This window comes from Arthrobacter sp. E1SS-5 (assembly GCF_057073715.1).
The window spans coordinates 1,748,685-1,763,844 of the sequence record NZ_CP172703.1 but is presented as its reverse complement, the minus strand read 5'-3'; the positions used below and the strand labels follow the sequence as shown (position 1 = coordinate 1,763,844).

At 67.4% G+C, this 15,160-nt stretch carries 11 protein-coding genes; all 11 read right to left on the bottom strand.

The genetic code is table 11. The annotated features are described in order from the left end of the window. Window positions 1–25: 25 nt before the first annotated feature. Window positions 26–1,603 carry an ABC transporter ATP-binding protein gene (locus ACIGJD_RS08105; RefSeq protein ID WP_483689067.1) on the bottom strand — a complete coding sequence of 526 codons (1,578 nt, stop codon included), beginning with the start codon at window positions 1,601–1,603 and terminating at the stop codon, window positions 26–28. 4 nt (window positions 1,604–1,607) lie between these two features. Beyond that, complete coding sequence (locus tag ACIGJD_RS08100; protein ID WP_483689066.1) at window positions 1,608–2,363, bottom strand: energy-coupling factor transporter transmembrane component T; 756 nt, start codon at window positions 2,361–2,363, stop codon at window positions 1,608–1,610. 41 nt (window positions 2,364–2,404) lie between these two features. Beyond that, complete coding sequence (locus tag ACIGJD_RS08095; protein WP_483689065.1) at window positions 2,405–3,295, bottom strand: ECF transporter S component; 891 nt, start codon at window positions 3,293–3,295, stop codon at window positions 2,405–2,407. Window positions 3,296–3,442: 147 nt separating this feature from the next. After that, a complete protein-coding gene (locus ACIGJD_RS08090) occupies window positions 3,443–4,468 on the bottom strand; it encodes a nucleoside hydrolase (RefSeq protein WP_483689064.1) in 1,026 nt (341 codons plus the stop codon). A 6-nt stretch (window positions 4,469–4,474) separates the two neighbouring features. Beyond that, window positions 4,475–5,452, bottom strand: a complete 978-nt coding sequence (locus tag ACIGJD_RS08085; RefSeq protein WP_483689063.1) for an aldo/keto reductase — start codon at window positions 5,450–5,452, stop codon at window positions 4,475–4,477. Window positions 5,453–5,461: 9 nt separating this feature from the next. After that, window positions 5,462–6,022: a hypothetical protein gene (locus tag ACIGJD_RS08080; protein ID WP_483689062.1), complete on the bottom strand. Its 561-nt coding sequence runs from the start codon at window positions 6,020–6,022 to the stop codon at window positions 5,462–5,464. Beyond that, the gene (locus ACIGJD_RS08075) at window positions 6,019–6,639 is read right to left on the bottom strand and encodes a DUF402 domain-containing protein (RefSeq protein WP_200830725.1); all 621 of its coding nucleotides are present in this window, start codon (window positions 6,637–6,639) and stop codon (window positions 6,019–6,021) included. The genes ACIGJD_RS08080 and ACIGJD_RS08075 overlap by 4 nt, the downstream gene beginning before the upstream one ends. Continuing rightward, the gene (dxs, locus tag ACIGJD_RS08070) at window positions 6,636–8,609 is read right to left on the bottom strand and encodes a 1-deoxy-D-xylulose-5-phosphate synthase (protein ID WP_483689061.1); all 1,974 of its coding nucleotides are present in this window, start codon (window positions 8,607–8,609) and stop codon (window positions 6,636–6,638) included. The genes ACIGJD_RS08075 and dxs overlap by 4 nt, the downstream gene beginning before the upstream one ends. A gap of 141 nt (window positions 8,610–8,750) precedes the next feature. Beyond that, window positions 8,751–11,576, bottom strand: a complete 2,826-nt coding sequence (locus tag ACIGJD_RS08065; protein ID WP_483689060.1) for an aconitate hydratase — start codon at window positions 11,574–11,576, stop codon at window positions 8,751–8,753. Window positions 11,577–11,742: 166 nt separating this feature from the next. After that, a complete protein-coding gene (locus ACIGJD_RS08060; RefSeq protein ID WP_483689059.1) occupies window positions 11,743–13,131 on the bottom strand; it encodes a class I SAM-dependent RNA methyltransferase in 1,389 nt (462 codons plus the stop codon). After that, window positions 13,128–15,104, bottom strand: coding sequence for an APC family permease (locus ACIGJD_RS08055; RefSeq protein ID WP_142134217.1), 1,977 nt, complete (start codon window positions 15,102–15,104; stop codon window positions 13,128–13,130). The genes ACIGJD_RS08060 and ACIGJD_RS08055 overlap by 4 nt, the downstream gene beginning before the upstream one ends. Between the last annotated feature and the right edge of the window lie 56 nt (window positions 15,105–15,160).

Sequence of the window (15,160 nt, the reverse complement as noted above, 5' to 3'; positions counted from 1 at the left end):
ACTACTGCCCAGGCGGCCCGGACGGTCAGGCCGGCACCAGCCGGCCACCGTCCAGTGCCAAAGTGCGGTGCGCCGCCGAGCGTGCGTAGCCCAGGTCGTGGGTGACCAGCACGACGGCGGCGCCCTCCGCCGCTGCCGACGTTACGGCGGCATCGAGCAGGGCCAGCCCGTCCCCGTCCAGCGCCACGGTGGGCTCATCCAGCGCCAGGACGGCGGGCCTGCGTGCCACGACGGTGGCCAGGGCCAGGAGGCGCTGGGCGGATGCCGGGAGCTCGGCGGGATGTTCTTCAGCTGCAGCCACCAGGCCCACCGCCTGCAGCGCCGCGGCGGCACGCTCCCTTGCCATGTCCGGGCCCACCAGGCGGTCAAGCCCGAAGCTGACCTCCCGGAGCACGGTCCGCTCAAACAACTGGTCACGTGGCTGCTGGAACAGCAGGCCCACCGAGGCCGCGGTCCTTCCCACCGGCGCCCCCGCGATGTCAACGCCGCCGACTGCCACGCTGCCCGCTGTAGGACGCAGCAGGCCGTTGAAGTGCCGCAGGAGGGTTGATTTGCCGGCGCCGTTGGGGCCCGTCACGGCCACGATCTCACCCGGATGGACTGCCAGGTCAACGTTGCGCAGTACCAGGCCGGGGTGGCCAGGCTCCTCCGCCTGGGCAGATTTCCTCTTTCGCTTGCCGCGGGCTGGTGCCTCCGGGTATCTGAAGCACACACCCCGGAGCTGCAGCGCAGGGGGCGCTGGTTCTACTCCGGCGGCTCGCGGCAGGGCGCGCGCTGCAGCCTGCACGGGAACAGGACGCCGGATCGCTGCCGGCAGGGCATCAGGGCTCCGCTCCAAACCGCCAGGCGGACCGCTGGCGATGACTGTGCCGTCCGACAGCACCACCCAGGTGCCGGCCTCCCGCAGCAGCGGATCCAGCGTCTGGCTGAGGATCACGACGGCGGTGCCGCGGTCCAGGAGGTCGCGCACCAGGGCGGCAAGATCCGCAGCTCCTGCCGCGTCCAGGGAGGCGAAGGGCTCGTCCATGACAAGTACCGGGGGGCCTGCGATGATCGCGCAGCCGATGGCCAGGCGGCGCAGCTGGCCACCGGAGAGCCGTGCCGGGTCCTGGTCCAGCTTGCTGCGCAGTCCCAGCAGCCCGGCGGTGTGCTGCACGGCCGCCACCATGGCTGCGCGCTCCATCCCGGCGTTTTCCAATCCGAACGCCAGTTCCTCGGCCACCGTCGACCGGACGGTGGACAGGACGGTGGCCGGGTCCTGCGGGACGAAGCCCACGTGGCGGCCCCACTCCGCCGGGTTGATCCGCGGATCCCCCGGGCCGCCGTCGAACTCCAACCGGGTGCCGGACAGCTCAAGGAACCCTGACAGGGTCCCGTGGCCGCCCGGTGGCAGCCAGCCTGCCAGGAGGCGGCCCAGGGTGGATTTGCCGCCTCCGGAAGCGCCCAGGATGGCTGTGAAGGACCCGGGCGGAAAGGAGACAACGACGTCCCGCAGTGCAGGGGCGCGCCCGTCGTGAAAAGTGAAATGCCGGATCCCGGCCGTAAGCACAGGCGCGGGTGCATCACTGGCACTACTGGCGCTCTCTGGGCTTCCTGCGATCATGCGCTCAGCCACCCGCGCCTGCCTGCACCACACGGAGCACCACCGCTGCCACGGCAAGCAGCACCAGAACCGCGCGTGCCGTCCGCTGAAGGCTGGAATCGGGAATTTCCCGGTAGCTGGTACGCGGGCCGGGACTGCTCAGTCCGCGCGCCTCCAAAGCGGCCGCCCGAGTGCCGGCATCCTCGATCAGGGACAGGACCAGGGGGACGGCCTGCAGCCGGAACGCGCCAACCCGGGACACCAGGCTGCGGGTGACCACCAGGCCGCGTGATTCCTGGGCCTGCCGGATCCGCTGTGCCCGTGCCGCGATGGCGGGCAGCAGGGTCAGGGTGGACGCCAGCACGAATGCGAACCTGCCCTGCACCCCGCGCGCGGACAACGCGGCTACCAGGTCAGGAACTCTGACGCTGAACGAGAACAGCAGCAGGGCCATGACGACGGCGGCCAGCTGCAGGATCCGCTGGCCCGCGAAGTCCAGGCCTTCTGCCGTGATGCGGGCAGGCCCCCACTCCGCCAGGACTGTGCGCCCTTCAGGGAAGAACAGTCCGTGCAGCACCAGCAGTGACAACCCAAACGGGACCAGGACGGCGGCGGCAGCCGGCAGCATGCGGCGGGCTGTGCCGCCCGTCAGGGACAGGCCAAGGCACGCGGCAACCACGGCGACCGACAGCTGCCAACTTGCAGCCGCCGTCGTGATGGCCGCCGTGCTGCCGGCAGCCACCAGCCAGGTCAGGGGATTAAGCCGCGTCCGCCTGGTCACGCTGCAGTCCTGACTGCCGGGGATACTGTCACAGGGTCCGGTCAGCCCTTGGGGGCTGAATCGTGGGCAGTGCCTTTGGCCGGGGCCTGGACCGTACCCTGGGCCGGGGCGTCCACGCGGGGCTCGGCTGCCGGGGTGTTGCCGGCCAGGACCCGGTGGCGCCGGATGAAGGGGAACTGCTGGCGTGCCCGGCGGGGCAGCGCGTAGACCAGGACGGCGACGATGGTGAACACGATCGCCTTATCCATGGGGTCGGAGATCAGCGCCTGCTTGGTGATGGCGGCCAGGAGGGTGTCGCCCATGGCCCGGAAGGCGCTGACGATGGCGCCCGTGGCGACGCCCGAGGTTCCGCCGAAGACGAAGGCGGCCACCGGCGCGGAGACAACGCCCGCGATAATCCCGGTGACGAAACCGGCAACCGGAGCCAGGTAAAAACGGCGGAACAGGCCGTAGCGCGCTGCCAGTCCCGCCAGGCAGCCGATCAGCGCGGCGCCGGCGGCGAACGGCAGCACCGTGGGGTTGAAGAAAGACCAGACGATGCTGCTGAGCGCACCGGTGGCTGCGCCGGCTGCCGGTCCGGCCAGCACGGCGATCAGCACCGTGCCAATGGCATCGAGGTAGAAGGGCACCAGGGTGCTGCCGACGAACTGACCCAGCACGATGTTCAGGACCAAAGCCACCGGGATCAGCACCAGCGTGGACGCCGGCAGGGTGGGCAGGACGGCGACGATCAGCAGGACCGCCCCCGCCAGGAAGCCGGTAAGGGCAATCAGGGCTGAGGCGCTGCCCGGGCCGCCGGTGATGTCGGCCGGCTGGTTGAGCACCAGGTAGATGTAGGTTGCGGCGATGGCCAGGGCGCCGAGGATCTCCAGCAGCCGGCGCCTGGCCGGGATGCGTTCCTGTGACGGGAGCGTCAAAGAGGGCGATGACATGGGGAATGTTCCTTTGGGATGCAGGCAGTGGCCCGGCAGTGCCGGGCCGGAGTGTCGCTGCCTATGTCACCTCGGCAGCGGCCGGCGGCAACTGCGCCGGGCCGGTCCGAAGCCCATTCTACCGGCCATTCCGCGGCCAAGTTCTTTTTATCCCACCCGCCGGGCCAACTTCCCGACGGCGGACACGAGCTCACCAAAGGCCTGCTGCGGGTTGTTGCCGGACACGACCCGGGCGTTGGGGGGCACGCCCCAGAGTCCGCGGAAGTCAGCCACGGTGGTTCCCACCAGGAGCGGGGAGTCGGTTTCGACGTCCACGGTGGCGGGCCGGGTGGTGTACTCGAGCGTGCCGGCGGCGACTCCGGCGGCGAAAAAGTCGTGGACGTGGGCCAGGTACCCCTGGTCGTAGTGCCGGTGGAATTCGAAATAGAAACGAAGGGCATCGGACAGGTGCCTGACCAGCGGGTTGTCTGAGGTGCTGCGCCGGCCCTCGGGATCCCCGGGAAGCACCAGTTCCGGGACGGTGGCACCCGCAGCCTTGGCCAGTGCCGTGACGTGGGCGGGGTGCAGCTCCATGCGTTCGGTGGTGTCCAGCGAGCAGACGATGGGCAGTTTCTCCTCCGGCCGTCCCCGGTACGCGGCGTAGACCTCCTTGGCGGCGTGGGGATCCACGTGCGTGTTCCATTCGGCCGTGGGCGTGGTGTTGCCCTGGTGGTAGAAGGCACCACCCATGATCACCACCTTGGCCAGGAGATCGGGAAGGTCCGGTTCCTTCCGCAGCGCCAGCGCGAAGTTGGTTAGCGGGGCCGTGATCAGAGCGGTGAGCTCCCCCGGCCGGGCCCTGGCGTGCTCGACCCAGAGGTCCACCGCGTCCCGCGGGCTGAGCCGGCCGGATGGTTCGGGCAGGACGGCATAGCCGATGCCCTGGGGTCCGTGGGTTTCCGGCGTGGTGAGCAGCGGAATGGACAACGGCTTGCGGGCACCGACTGCCACCTGCACCCCGGGCCGGCCGCACAGCTCCAGCAGCGCCAGGGTGTTGCGGGCCACGTGGTCCGCGTCCACGTTCCCCGGCGTCGCCGTCACCGCCACGAACTCGGTCTCCGGGAGGGCGGCAAGGTAGGCAAGCGCCAGGGCGTCGTCGATGCCGGTATCGACGTCCAGCAGGTAGGCGGGCACGGCTGCCTAGAAGAGTGCCACCTTGGGCACTGCGGGGAAGATCCCGTCCAGTTCAGCGAGGTCCTCGGGGGTGGGGACCCAGTTGGCCGCTTCAGCATTCTGCCTGACCTGCTCCGGCCTGGTGGCGCCAGCGATGACGCTGGCCACCGAAGGCTGGGCGGCGAGCCAGGAAAAGGCCACCTCAATCTCCGTCAGGCCGCGTTCCTTGGCGAAGGCGCTGAAGCTGCCCAACTGGTCCCAGTCCGCGTCGTTCACCAGGTTGGTGCGCGTGTGGCTGAGGCGCGACCCTTCAGGCGCGTGGCCCGGCGCGTACTTGCCGGTGAGCAGCCCGTTGGCCAGTGGGAAGTACGGCAGCACGCCCAGGCCGAACTCCTCGGCTGCCGGGGTCACTTCGAGTTCGGCACGCCGGTCCAGGAGGTTGTAGTGGTTCTGCGAGGAGATGAACCGCTCGGTGCCCAGTTCGCGGGCCACGTACTCCGCCTGGGCGATCTGCCAGCCGGATCGGTTGGAGTGCCCGATGTAGCGGACCTTGCCGCTGCGGACCAGGGTGTCCAGCGCCGCCAGGGTTTCGTCGATGGGGGTGAGAGGGTCCGGGGTGTGGAACTGGTACAGGTCGATCCAGTCGGTGCCCAGCCGGCGCAGCGAAGCCTCCACTGCCTGCATGATGTACCGCCGGGAGCCGCGGGCGCCGAAGTCCGGGCCGTTAGCGCCCTGGGCATCCATCCCGAACTTGGTGGCCAGGACCACGTCACCACGGCGGGCGCCGAGGGCCTTGCCGAGCATGGTCTCACTGAGGCCCGGTTCCCGGCCATAGGTGTCTGCGACGTCAAACAGGGTGATGCCGGCGTCGATCGCGGCATGGACGACGGCGTCAGTTGCGTCCTGCGACTCCGTGGCGGTGTTCGCCCGGCCCAGGTTGTTGCAGCCAAGTCCCACGGTGGAGACGGTGAGGCCTGATTTTCCGAGGCGGCGGTAACTGGTCAACGATGTCTCCTAAAGGCTGAAGCTGCCGGCGGGCTTGGCTGAGTGCTTGAGTTTGAAATGGTCCGGGTCTTTGTAGGGCGCAGCGCCGATGCTGAGCTTGGTGAAGTCCAGGTCCTCGCCGCGGATGCAGACCTTGATGGCGTTGACCGCCTTGTTCACGTCCGGGCACAGGCAGAAGATGTTGAGCTTGTAGTCGGTGAACTCTGAGCGCTCCACCGTGCCCAGGCCGCGCCATGCCAGGTGGCTGATCAGCGCGTCCTTGGCCTTCTGCTCCAGGTAACGGTCCCGGTCCGTGCCTTCCCTGGTCTTGAGGGCGAACTGGGCCACCACCCAGAACTGCTCCTCAGTGGGGATCTCTGCATAGCCGTCCTCAGCGCACTGCGCCGCAAAGGCGTCCAGGAGCCCATCGGCAGCGGCGGCATCGGGAACGTCGGTCTCCTCCGTCTTGCTCTGGTGCCCCACGGCGCCGAAATTCATCACGAACTGGGAGTAGTCCTCGTCGAACCAGGCTTCCCTGAACTGGAGGGCGCCTTCGTCGTCGCGCTTGTAGACCCTGACAATGCCGCTCATGTGTTGCGTCCTTTGGTAAACCAGTCGACGTCGGTGCCGTCGAAGGGCGCCTGCTGCGCCTTGACTGCATGGTAGAGATCGTCCGCGGCGGCCTGGATGTCCTGGATCAGCCGCTCCGGGTAGTGCATGGAGACGCTGTGCTCCGCGAATTCGTCCTGGTCGTCGATGAAGACGCCGCGGCCGGCCGTGCGGATGACGTCCAGGTCCATGTCGATCACATGGAACTCGGTCACCGCGGGCCGGATGTGCGTCCACTCGTGGCCGACAGCGAGGTCGATGTACACGCGCACGCCGCCGGGGTGGGCAGAGTCGTAGAACGTGGCCACCCAGTCACCCTGCCGCGGCACCAGCAGGACCGCGTCGGAGCGCGTGTAGAAGGCGGCGCCCGGGCGGGAACAGAACTCGTTGGTGCCCTGGAAAATCCACCAGCCGTGCTGGTCTTCGCCGATGTACCGGCCGGGCACAACCCAGTGGGCCTTGCCATTCCACTTACGGTTGCGCGAAACCACCAACTGGCCCGGCTCCAGCCCGTTGGGGACGCGTGTGGTTGTGGTGTGCAGAACCGGTCCGGATTCCCCGGCAGGCCCGGGGTACTTCAGTTCATCCTCGTCCCTCACAGGATCGGAAGGCTGCCGGTGGTGGGGTGCTGCTGCCCGGGCAGGGGCCGCGCAAACGGAACCTTCGTGCCCAGGACCTGGGCCACGACGTCGTGCGTGATCTGCTGGGCGGTAAGTCCAACGCGCTCCAGCACCTGGTTGCGGGTGCCATGCTCCAGGAACTCAACGGGCAGGCCCACCTCATTCAGTGCGGTGTCCACTCCTGCCGCCCGCATTTCCTGCCTTATGCGCGAGCCCACGCCGCCGGCGCGGACGCCGTCCTCGATGCAGATCACCAAGCGGTGGTGCGATGCCAGCGCAATGATGGACTGGCGGACCGGAAGAACCCAGCGCGGGTCCACCACCGTGGTGCTGATGCCCTGCGCACCGAGCCGGTTGGAAACGTCAAGGGCCAGCTCGGACATGGCGCCGACGCTGACGATGAGCACGTCGTTTTCGGTGGAGCCGGAGGGGCGGCGGGCGAGGACGTCCACGCCGTCGCTCAGCCGCTCCAGGGCCTCGACTGCCGGGCCAACAGATCCCTTGGAGAATCGCACCACGCTGGGGGCGTCGCTGATGGCCACGGCCTCGCGAAGTTCCTCGCGAAGCCGGGTGGCGTCACGGGGCGCCGCCAGGTGAAGGCCGGGAACGATCTGCACCATGGCCATGTCCCACATGCCGTGGTGGCTGGCACCGTCGGGGCCGGTGACCCCTGCGCGATCCAGGACGATGGTGACGCCGGCCTTGTGGAGGGCGACGTCCATCAGCAGCTGGTCGAAGGCCCGGTTCAGGAACGTGGCGTAGACGGCCACCACGGGGTGCAGCCCGCCGAAGGCCATGCCCGCGGCGGCGGTCAGCGCATGCTGTTCGGCGATGCCGACGTCGATGACCCGCTTGGGGTGTTTGGCCGCAAACTTGTGCAGGCCTACCGGAATCAGCATGGCGCCGGTGATGCCCACGATGTCGTCGCGTTCGTCGGCGATGGCGGCGATCTCCTCCGCGAACACGGAGGTCCAGGACTGTGCGCTGCCGCTGCCGGTGGGCTCGCCCGTCTCCGGATCGATGATGCCAACGGCGTGGAACTGGTCAGCTTCGTGGGCGCGGGCCGGAGCGTAGCCGTGGCCTTTTTCGGTCATGGCATGGACGATGACGGGGCCGCCGTAATTCTTGGCAGTGGAAAGTGCGTTCTCCATTGCCTGGAGGTTGTGGCCGTCCACCGGGCCGATGTATTTCATGCCGAGGTCCTCGAACATGCCCTGCGGTGCCCACCAGTCCTTAATGCCCTTCTTCATGGCGTGCAGGCTCTTGTAGGTGAACTGGCCCACGGGGCCGCCGTTTTGCAGCCTCTTCTTCCACCAGTCCAGGGCGCCCTCGTAGGCCGGGGCCGCGCGGAAGGAGTCGATGGTAGGGCGCAGTGAGGCGAGGTAGTCGGCAAATCCGCCCACCGTAGGAGCATAGGAGCGGCCATTGTCGTTGACCACGATCACCACGCGGCGCTTCTTGTCAGCCGCGATGTTGTTGATGGCCTCCCAGGCCATGCCACCTGTAAGGGCGCCGTCACCCACGATGGCTACCACATGCCTGTAGCCTTCGCCGGTGAGCTGGCGGGCGCGGGAGATTCCGTCGGCCCAGGAAAGGGACGACGACGCGTGGGAGCTTTCCACGATGTCGTGTTCGGATTCGGCCCGGGCCGGGTAGCCGGAGAGGCCGCCTTCCTGGCGGAGCGTGCTGAAGTCCTGGCGTCCGGTGAGGAGCTTGTGCACGTAGGACTGGTGGCCCGTGTCGAAGACGATGCTGTCACGGGGAGATTCGAAAATGCGGTGCACGGCCAGCGTCAGTTCCACGACGCCGAGGTTGGGCCCGAGGTGGCCGCCCGTCTGGGAGACGTTCGTGATCAGGAATTCCCTGATCTCCGAAGCCAGCTGTTCCAGCTGTTCCTCGGTCAACTCGTTCAGGTCCTGCGGGTTCCGGATGGTGTCCAAGATTCCCAATGGCCCCTCCTTCGGATGGTAGACGTGCCGTTTAACTCTAACGCCTCGGTTCGCAGGGCCGGACGTGGCTGAAAAGCCGAAGCCCCGGCTGGTCGGTGACCGGCCGGGGCTTCGGGGGATGGTGCCTGCTGGCAGAGCCCGCTAGTTGGCGGAGATCTGGCGCAGCACGTACTGCAGGATGCCGCCGTTGCGGTAGTAGTCCGCTTCACCCGGGGTATCGATGCGCAGGACGGCGTCGAACGACTTCGAGGAGCCGTCTTCAGCTGTGGCGGTGACTTTCAGGGTCTTGGGCGTGGTGCCCTCGTTCAGGGCGGTGACGCCCTCAACCGAGAAGGTCTCCGTGCCGGTGAGGCCCAGGCTGGCAGCGTTCTCGCCGGCCGGGTACTGCAGCGGCAGGACGCCCATGCCGATGAGGTTGGAGCGGTGGATGCGCTCGTAGCTCTCGGCGATGACGGCCTTGACGCCCAGCAGCGCGGTGCCCTTGGCGGCCCAGTCGCGGGATGAACCGGAACCGTACTCCTTGCCTGCCAGGACCACCAGCGGGGTGCCGGCTGCCTGGTAGTTCTGGGCGGCGTCGTAGACGTAGGCCTGCGGGCCGTCCGCCTGGGTGAAGTCGCGGGTGAAGCCACCCTCAACGCCGTCCAGGAGCTGGTTCTTGATGCGGATGTTGGCGAACGTGCCGCGGATCATCACTTCGTGGTTGCCACGGCGGGAGCCGTAGGAGTTGAAGTCCTTGCGCTCCACGCCGTTGGCCAGCAGGTACTGGCCGGCAGGGGTGTCGGACTTGAACGAACCGGCCGGGGAGATGTGGTCGGTGGTGACGGAGTCGCCGAGCTTCAGGAGCACGCGGGCACCGGTGATGTCCTGGACGGGCTCCGGCTTCGCCTGCATGCCCTCGAAGTACGGGGGCTTCCGGACGTAGGTGGACTTCTCGTCCCAGGCGAAGGTGTCGCCTGCCGGGGTGTCGAGCGCCTTCCAGCGGTCGTCGCCTTCGAAGACACCCTCGTAACCCTTGGCGAACATGTCCTTGTCGATCGAGGAATCGATGACCTGCTGCACCTCAACCGGGTTGGGCCAGATGTCCTTCAGGAAGACGTCGTTGCCGGCTTCATCCTTGCCCAGGGGGTCGGATTCGAAGTCGAAGTCCATGGATCCGGCCAGGGCGTAGGCGATGACCAGCGGCGGGGACGCCAGGTAGTTCATCTTGACGTCCGGGTTGATGCGGCCTTCGAAGTTGCGGTTGCCCGACAAGACGGCGCTGACAGCGAGGTCGTTGGCCTGGATGGCCTCCGAGATCTCTGCTTCCAGCGGACCGGAGTTGCCGATGCAGGTGGCGCAGCCGTAACCCACGATGTAGAAGCCGAGCTTCTCCAGGTAGGGGGTCAGGCCGGACTTTTCGTAGTAGTCCGTGACAACCTTCGAGCCGGGGGCAACAGAGGTCTTGACCCACGGCTTGGCCGTGAGGCCCTTTTCGACGGCGTTGCGGGCCAGGACCGCGGCGGCCAGCATGACCGAGGGGTTGGACGTGTTGGTGCAGGACGTGATGGACGCGATGGTGACCGCGCCGTGGTCCAGCTCGAATTCGCGCCCGTCGGCCATCTTCACGGGAACCGGGCTGGAGATCCGTCCGGCACCGCCGTGCGCTGCCGAGTACTTCGGCGGTTCGCGGTCGGTGTCCGAAACGTGGGTTGCGCCGGTGGTGAAGGACGGAGCGTCGGAGGCCGGGAAGGTCTCTTCGAGGGACTCGTCCAAAGTGCCCGCGTTGGCATCGTGCTGGACGTAGTTCTTGAGGTCGTGGCGGAACTCGTCCTTGGCCTCGGTCAGTTCAATGCGGTCCTGCGGGCGCTTGGGGCCGGCGATGGACGGAACAACCGTGGACAGATCCAGTTCCAGGTACTCGGAGAACTTGATGTCGCGGGAAGGATCGTGCCACAGGCCCTGTTCCTTGGAGTAGGCCTCCACCAGGGCAACGTTCTGCTCCGAGCGGCCGGTGAGGCGCAGGTAGTCCAGGGTGACGTCGTCGATGGGGAACATCGCGGCGGTGGAACCGAACTCGGGGCTCATGTTGCCGATGGTGGCGCGGTTTGCCAGCGGCACCTCGGCCACGCCTTCGCCGTAGAACTCGACGAACTTGCCCACAACGCCGTGCTTGCGGAGCATTTCGGTGATGGTCAGCACGACGTCCGTGGCGGTGGCGCCGGCGGGAATGCTGCCGCTGAGCTTGAAGCCGACAACCCGCGGGATCAGCATGGAGACGGGCTGGCCCAGCATGGCCGCCTCGGCTTCGATGCCGCCAACGCCCCAGCCCAGGACGCCCAAGCCGTTAACCATGGTGGTGTGCGAGTCGGTGCCCACGCAGGTGTCAGGGTAGGCGCGGAGCGCGCCGTCCACTTCGCGGGTCATGACGGTGCGGGCCAGGTACTCGATGTTGACCTGGTGCACGATGCCGGTTCCCGGCGGAACCACCTTGAAGTCGTCGAACGCAGTCTGGCCCCAGCGCAGGAACTGGTAACGCTCCCCGTTGCGCTGGTACTCGATCTCCATGTTGCGCTCCAGAGCGCCGGCGTTGCCGAACGCATCGATCTGGACGGAGTGGTCGATGACCATTTCGGCCGGTGCCAGCGGGTTGACCCGCTTGGGGTCGCCGCCGAGGTCCTTGACCGCTTCACGCATGGTGGCAAGGTCGACCACGCAGGGAACGCCGGTGAAGTCCTGCATGATCACGCGTGCCGGCGTGAACTGGATTTCTGTATCGGGCTCCGCATTGGGATCCCAGCCTGCCAAAGCGCGAACGTGATCGGCAGTGATGTTCGCGCCGTCTTCGGTCCTCAATAGGTTTTCAAGCAATACCTTGAGGCTGAACGGAAGGTTTTCTGCACCTTCAACGGAGTTCAGCCGGAAAATCTCGTATTCGGTTCCGGCAACATTAAGTTTGCCTTTTGAACCGAAACTGTCCACAGTGCTCATCGCAGGACTCCTCTCGCAACAGTTTCATCTTTGTCGCGCGGTTGACCGCCTGCTAGTTAGGACGCCCTAAGTAGTTCCAGGGCCCGAAAATTTGCACACGGCCGGCCGAGAATACGGGCGCGACGTGGGACTACTACGGCAATCGTAGTCCAAAACCCCCGCGGCATCACGGACCCGGAGTCAGCAGTGCCACCGTCTCAAGGTGGTGGGTATGAGGGTAGAGATCAAAGGCGCGCAGGCCTGTGAGCTGCCATCCTGAGCGGCGGAAGTAACCGAGGTCACGGGCAAACGACGCCGGGTCGCAGGACACGTAGGCGATGGCCCGGGGCTGCGATTCGACCAGTTGGCCAACAACGGCTTTCCCGGCACCTGCCCGGGGCGGGTCGAGGACCAGGGCGTCGAAATTCCGCGGTTTTTGGCGCAGGACCCGCTCTACCCGGCCCTGGACCACCTCCACCTGCGCAGCGGAGTGAAGGTTCTTCCGGGCGTCGCGGCTTGTTCCGGGCGCCCCTTCCACGGAGAGCACTGCTCCGGTCTCCCCTACTGCATCGGCCAGGACGGCGGTGAAGAGCCCCGCGCCGGCGTAGAGGTCTGCAACCACCGCGCCGGGATGCAGGAAGTCCCCTGGCTCCAGGAATTCGGTCACAGCCCCCACAAGGGTCCCGGGCGCGTCGCGGTGGATCTGCCAGAAGCCCTCACCGGTCACGCGGTATTCGTGCCCGACGGCGGATTCCTGCACCCAAGTGCGTCCCCGGAGTTGCGTCACGTGCCCGGTCAGCGGATCAAAGCCAGCAACGGATGCCTCCCCCGGCACGTCGGCGGCGATGGCTCGCAACCGTTTTTCCTTGGTTCCGGGAGCCGGGGCCAGGAGCACCAGCGGGCGCGAGCCGTTGGCAGGCGCGGCCACCTCAACCCGTTCCACCCCCTGCAGGTCCAGGTCCCATAGGTGCAGGGCGTTGATCGCTTCGCTGGCCAGGGGCATTTCCCGCACCGGGATGACGTGGTCGGAACGGTGGGCGTGCATTCCCAGCCTGCCGGCGGGGGTGACCGAGAAGCTGGCGCGCGTGCGCCACCCAAGGCCGGCGCCGCCGTCGTTCTTCTCCCCCACTGCTTCCACGCTGCCGGTCCACACGGAGGGTACATGTTCGAAGCCGGCCAGCCGGGTGAGCTGCTCGGCCAGCACGTCCGCCTTCAGGCTGCGCTGCCGGGCCAGGCTGATGTGGCCGAACTCGGCGCCGCCAACCGGCGGATGGCCGTGGCGCCAGGCGCGCAGGGAATCCGCCGGGCGCCAGAAGTGCTCCACCCGGTCCGGGGAAGCCTCCAGCACCTCGATGACATCCGCGCGCCAGAATTTGGCACTGTCCCCCGCGTCGGTCAGGCGGACGCGGACCTTTTCGCCCGGAATGGCGTGGCGGACAAACACCACGCGGCCCTCATGGCGCGCCACGCTGTGCCCGCCATGGGCCACGGGACCGACGTCGAGCACCGCCTCCCCGCCGGTGTGGCCGGCGTCAAGGGTCTGGGGCTGGGTGGCGCTTGGGGTCCTGCTGGTCACTGCACGTCCTGGAGGTTCTTTGCTTCTTCGGATGATTTGAGCTGCCACGGAACGCTGGCCACCATGACGCCGGGCTCGAAGTGGAGGCGGGTCTTGATGCGCAGGGCCGTCTGGTTGTGCACCAGCTGCTCCCACCACTTGCCCACCACGTATTCGGGGATGTACACCACGATGAGGTCCCGCGGGGAGTCCAGGCGCATCTGCTTGACGTAGTCCATGATGGGCGTGACGGTTTCGCGGTAGGGGCTGGCGAGGACGGTCAGCGGGACCGGGATTTCGAGCTTGTCCCAGTCGGCAATGGTGTGCGCCGTTTCCTCCGGGTCAATGTCCACGGTGATGGCGTCGAGCCGCGAGGGCCGGGAGGCGCGGGCGTAGGCGAGGGCCCGCAGGACCGGCTTGCGCACGTGCGAGACCAGCAGGACCGCGTGCACCCGGGTGGGAAGCGCCCGGGGGGAGGAATCCTCGTCCACCGCGAGTTCCTTGGCCACGTTGTCGTAGTGCGCCCGGATGCTCCACATGATCAGGAACAGGATGAACATGGCCAGCAGGGCGATCCAGGCGCCCTGCTCGAACTTGGTGATGAGCACGATCACCAGCACCAGGCCGGTCATGCCGAAGCCAATGGTGTTGATGGTGCGCGACTTCATCATCCGGCGCCGCACGGCCTTGTCCTTGGCGAGTTTCAGTTCCCGCCCCCAGTGCCGGATCATGCCCAGCTGGCTCAGGGTGAAGGAGATGAAAACACCCACGATGTAGAGCTGGATGAGCTTTGTCACGTCGGCGTCGAACGAAATGATGAGCACCAGGGCGCCGGCGGCGAGGGCCAGCACACCGTTGCTGAACGCGAGGCGGTCGCCGCGGGTACGGAGCTGGCGGGGCAGGTAGCCGTCCTGGGCCAGGATGGAGCCCAGGACCGGGAAGCCGTTGAAGGCGGTGTTGGACGCGAACACCAGGATGACGCCGGTGGCGGCAACCACGATGTAGAAGGGAATGCTGCCGGCGCCGAAGATGGTCTGGGCGATCTGGGAGATGGCGGGGTTCTGGACGTAGCCCTCCGGCAGCGGTTTGCCGTCCAGCAGGAATTCCTTGGCGGGGTCCAGCACGATGTGGACCTTGGTGGCATTGGCCAGGTAGATGATGCCGGCCAGCATGGCGGCGCCGATCACACCCAGGAGCAGCAGCGTGGTGGCCGCGTTCTTGCTCTTGGGGTGCCGGAAGTTGGGAACGCCGTTGCTGATCGCCTCCACGCCCGTAAGCGCCGCAGCACCCGAGGAGAAGGCCCGCAGCAGCAGGAAGGCACCGGCCAGGCCCACCAGGCCCTGGTCGAAGCCCTCCGCCGGGACGATGGTGAACGCGGCCGACGGCGCCTGCCCCAGCTGCCCCGTGGCGGCCTGGAACATGCCCACTGCCGTCATGCCGAGGATGGAAGCCATGAAGATGTAGGTGGGGACGGCGAAGACGCTGCCGGCTTCCTTGATGCCGCGCAGGTTCACCAGGGCAAGGATGACGACGCCGATGGTGGCTATGACGGCCTGCTCACCGTGCAGTGACGGCACAGCCGTGGTGAGGTAGGCGGCGGCCGAGGACATGGACACGGCCACCGTCAGGACGTAGTCCACCAGGAGGGCCGATGCCACCGTCAGCCCCGCGTACTTGCCCAGGTTTTCATTGGCGATCTCGTAATCGCCGCCGCCCGACGGGTATGCGTGCACATTCTGCCGGTAGGACGCCACCACCGTGAGCAGCACCACCATGACGGCCAGGCCCACCAGCGGCGAGATGGCCACGGCGCTGACACCGGCCAGGGCCAGGGTCAGCAGGATCTCGTCCGGAGCGTAGGCCACGGAGGACAGTGCGTCGGATGCGAAGATCGGGAGTGCGATCTTCTTTGGGAGCAGGGTATGGGACAGGCGGTCATTCCTGAAGGGACGGCCCACCAGCACGCGTTTGACGGCGTTCAGTATTGTCAACACCCCACAAAGCTAGTCTGATTCGGGAGCGATGTCATGACGGGCCCCGGCCGGGCCGA

Coding starts and splice junctions, on each gene's coding strand:
- ACIGJD_RS08105 (WP_483689067.1), bottom strand. CDS start 1,603: ATGATCGCAGGAAGCCCAGAGAGCGCCAGTAGTGCCAGTGATGCACCC.
- ACIGJD_RS08095 (WP_483689065.1), bottom strand. CDS start 3,295: ATGTCATCGCCCTCTTTGACGCTCCCGTCACAGGAACGCATCCCGGCC.
- ACIGJD_RS08080 (WP_483689062.1), bottom strand. CDS start 6,022: ATGAGCGGCATTGTCAGGGTCTACAAGCGCGACGACGAAGGCGCCCTC.
- ACIGJD_RS08065 (WP_483689060.1), bottom strand. CDS start 11,576: ATGAGCACTGTGGACAGTTTCGGTTCAAAAGGCAAACTTAATGTTGCC.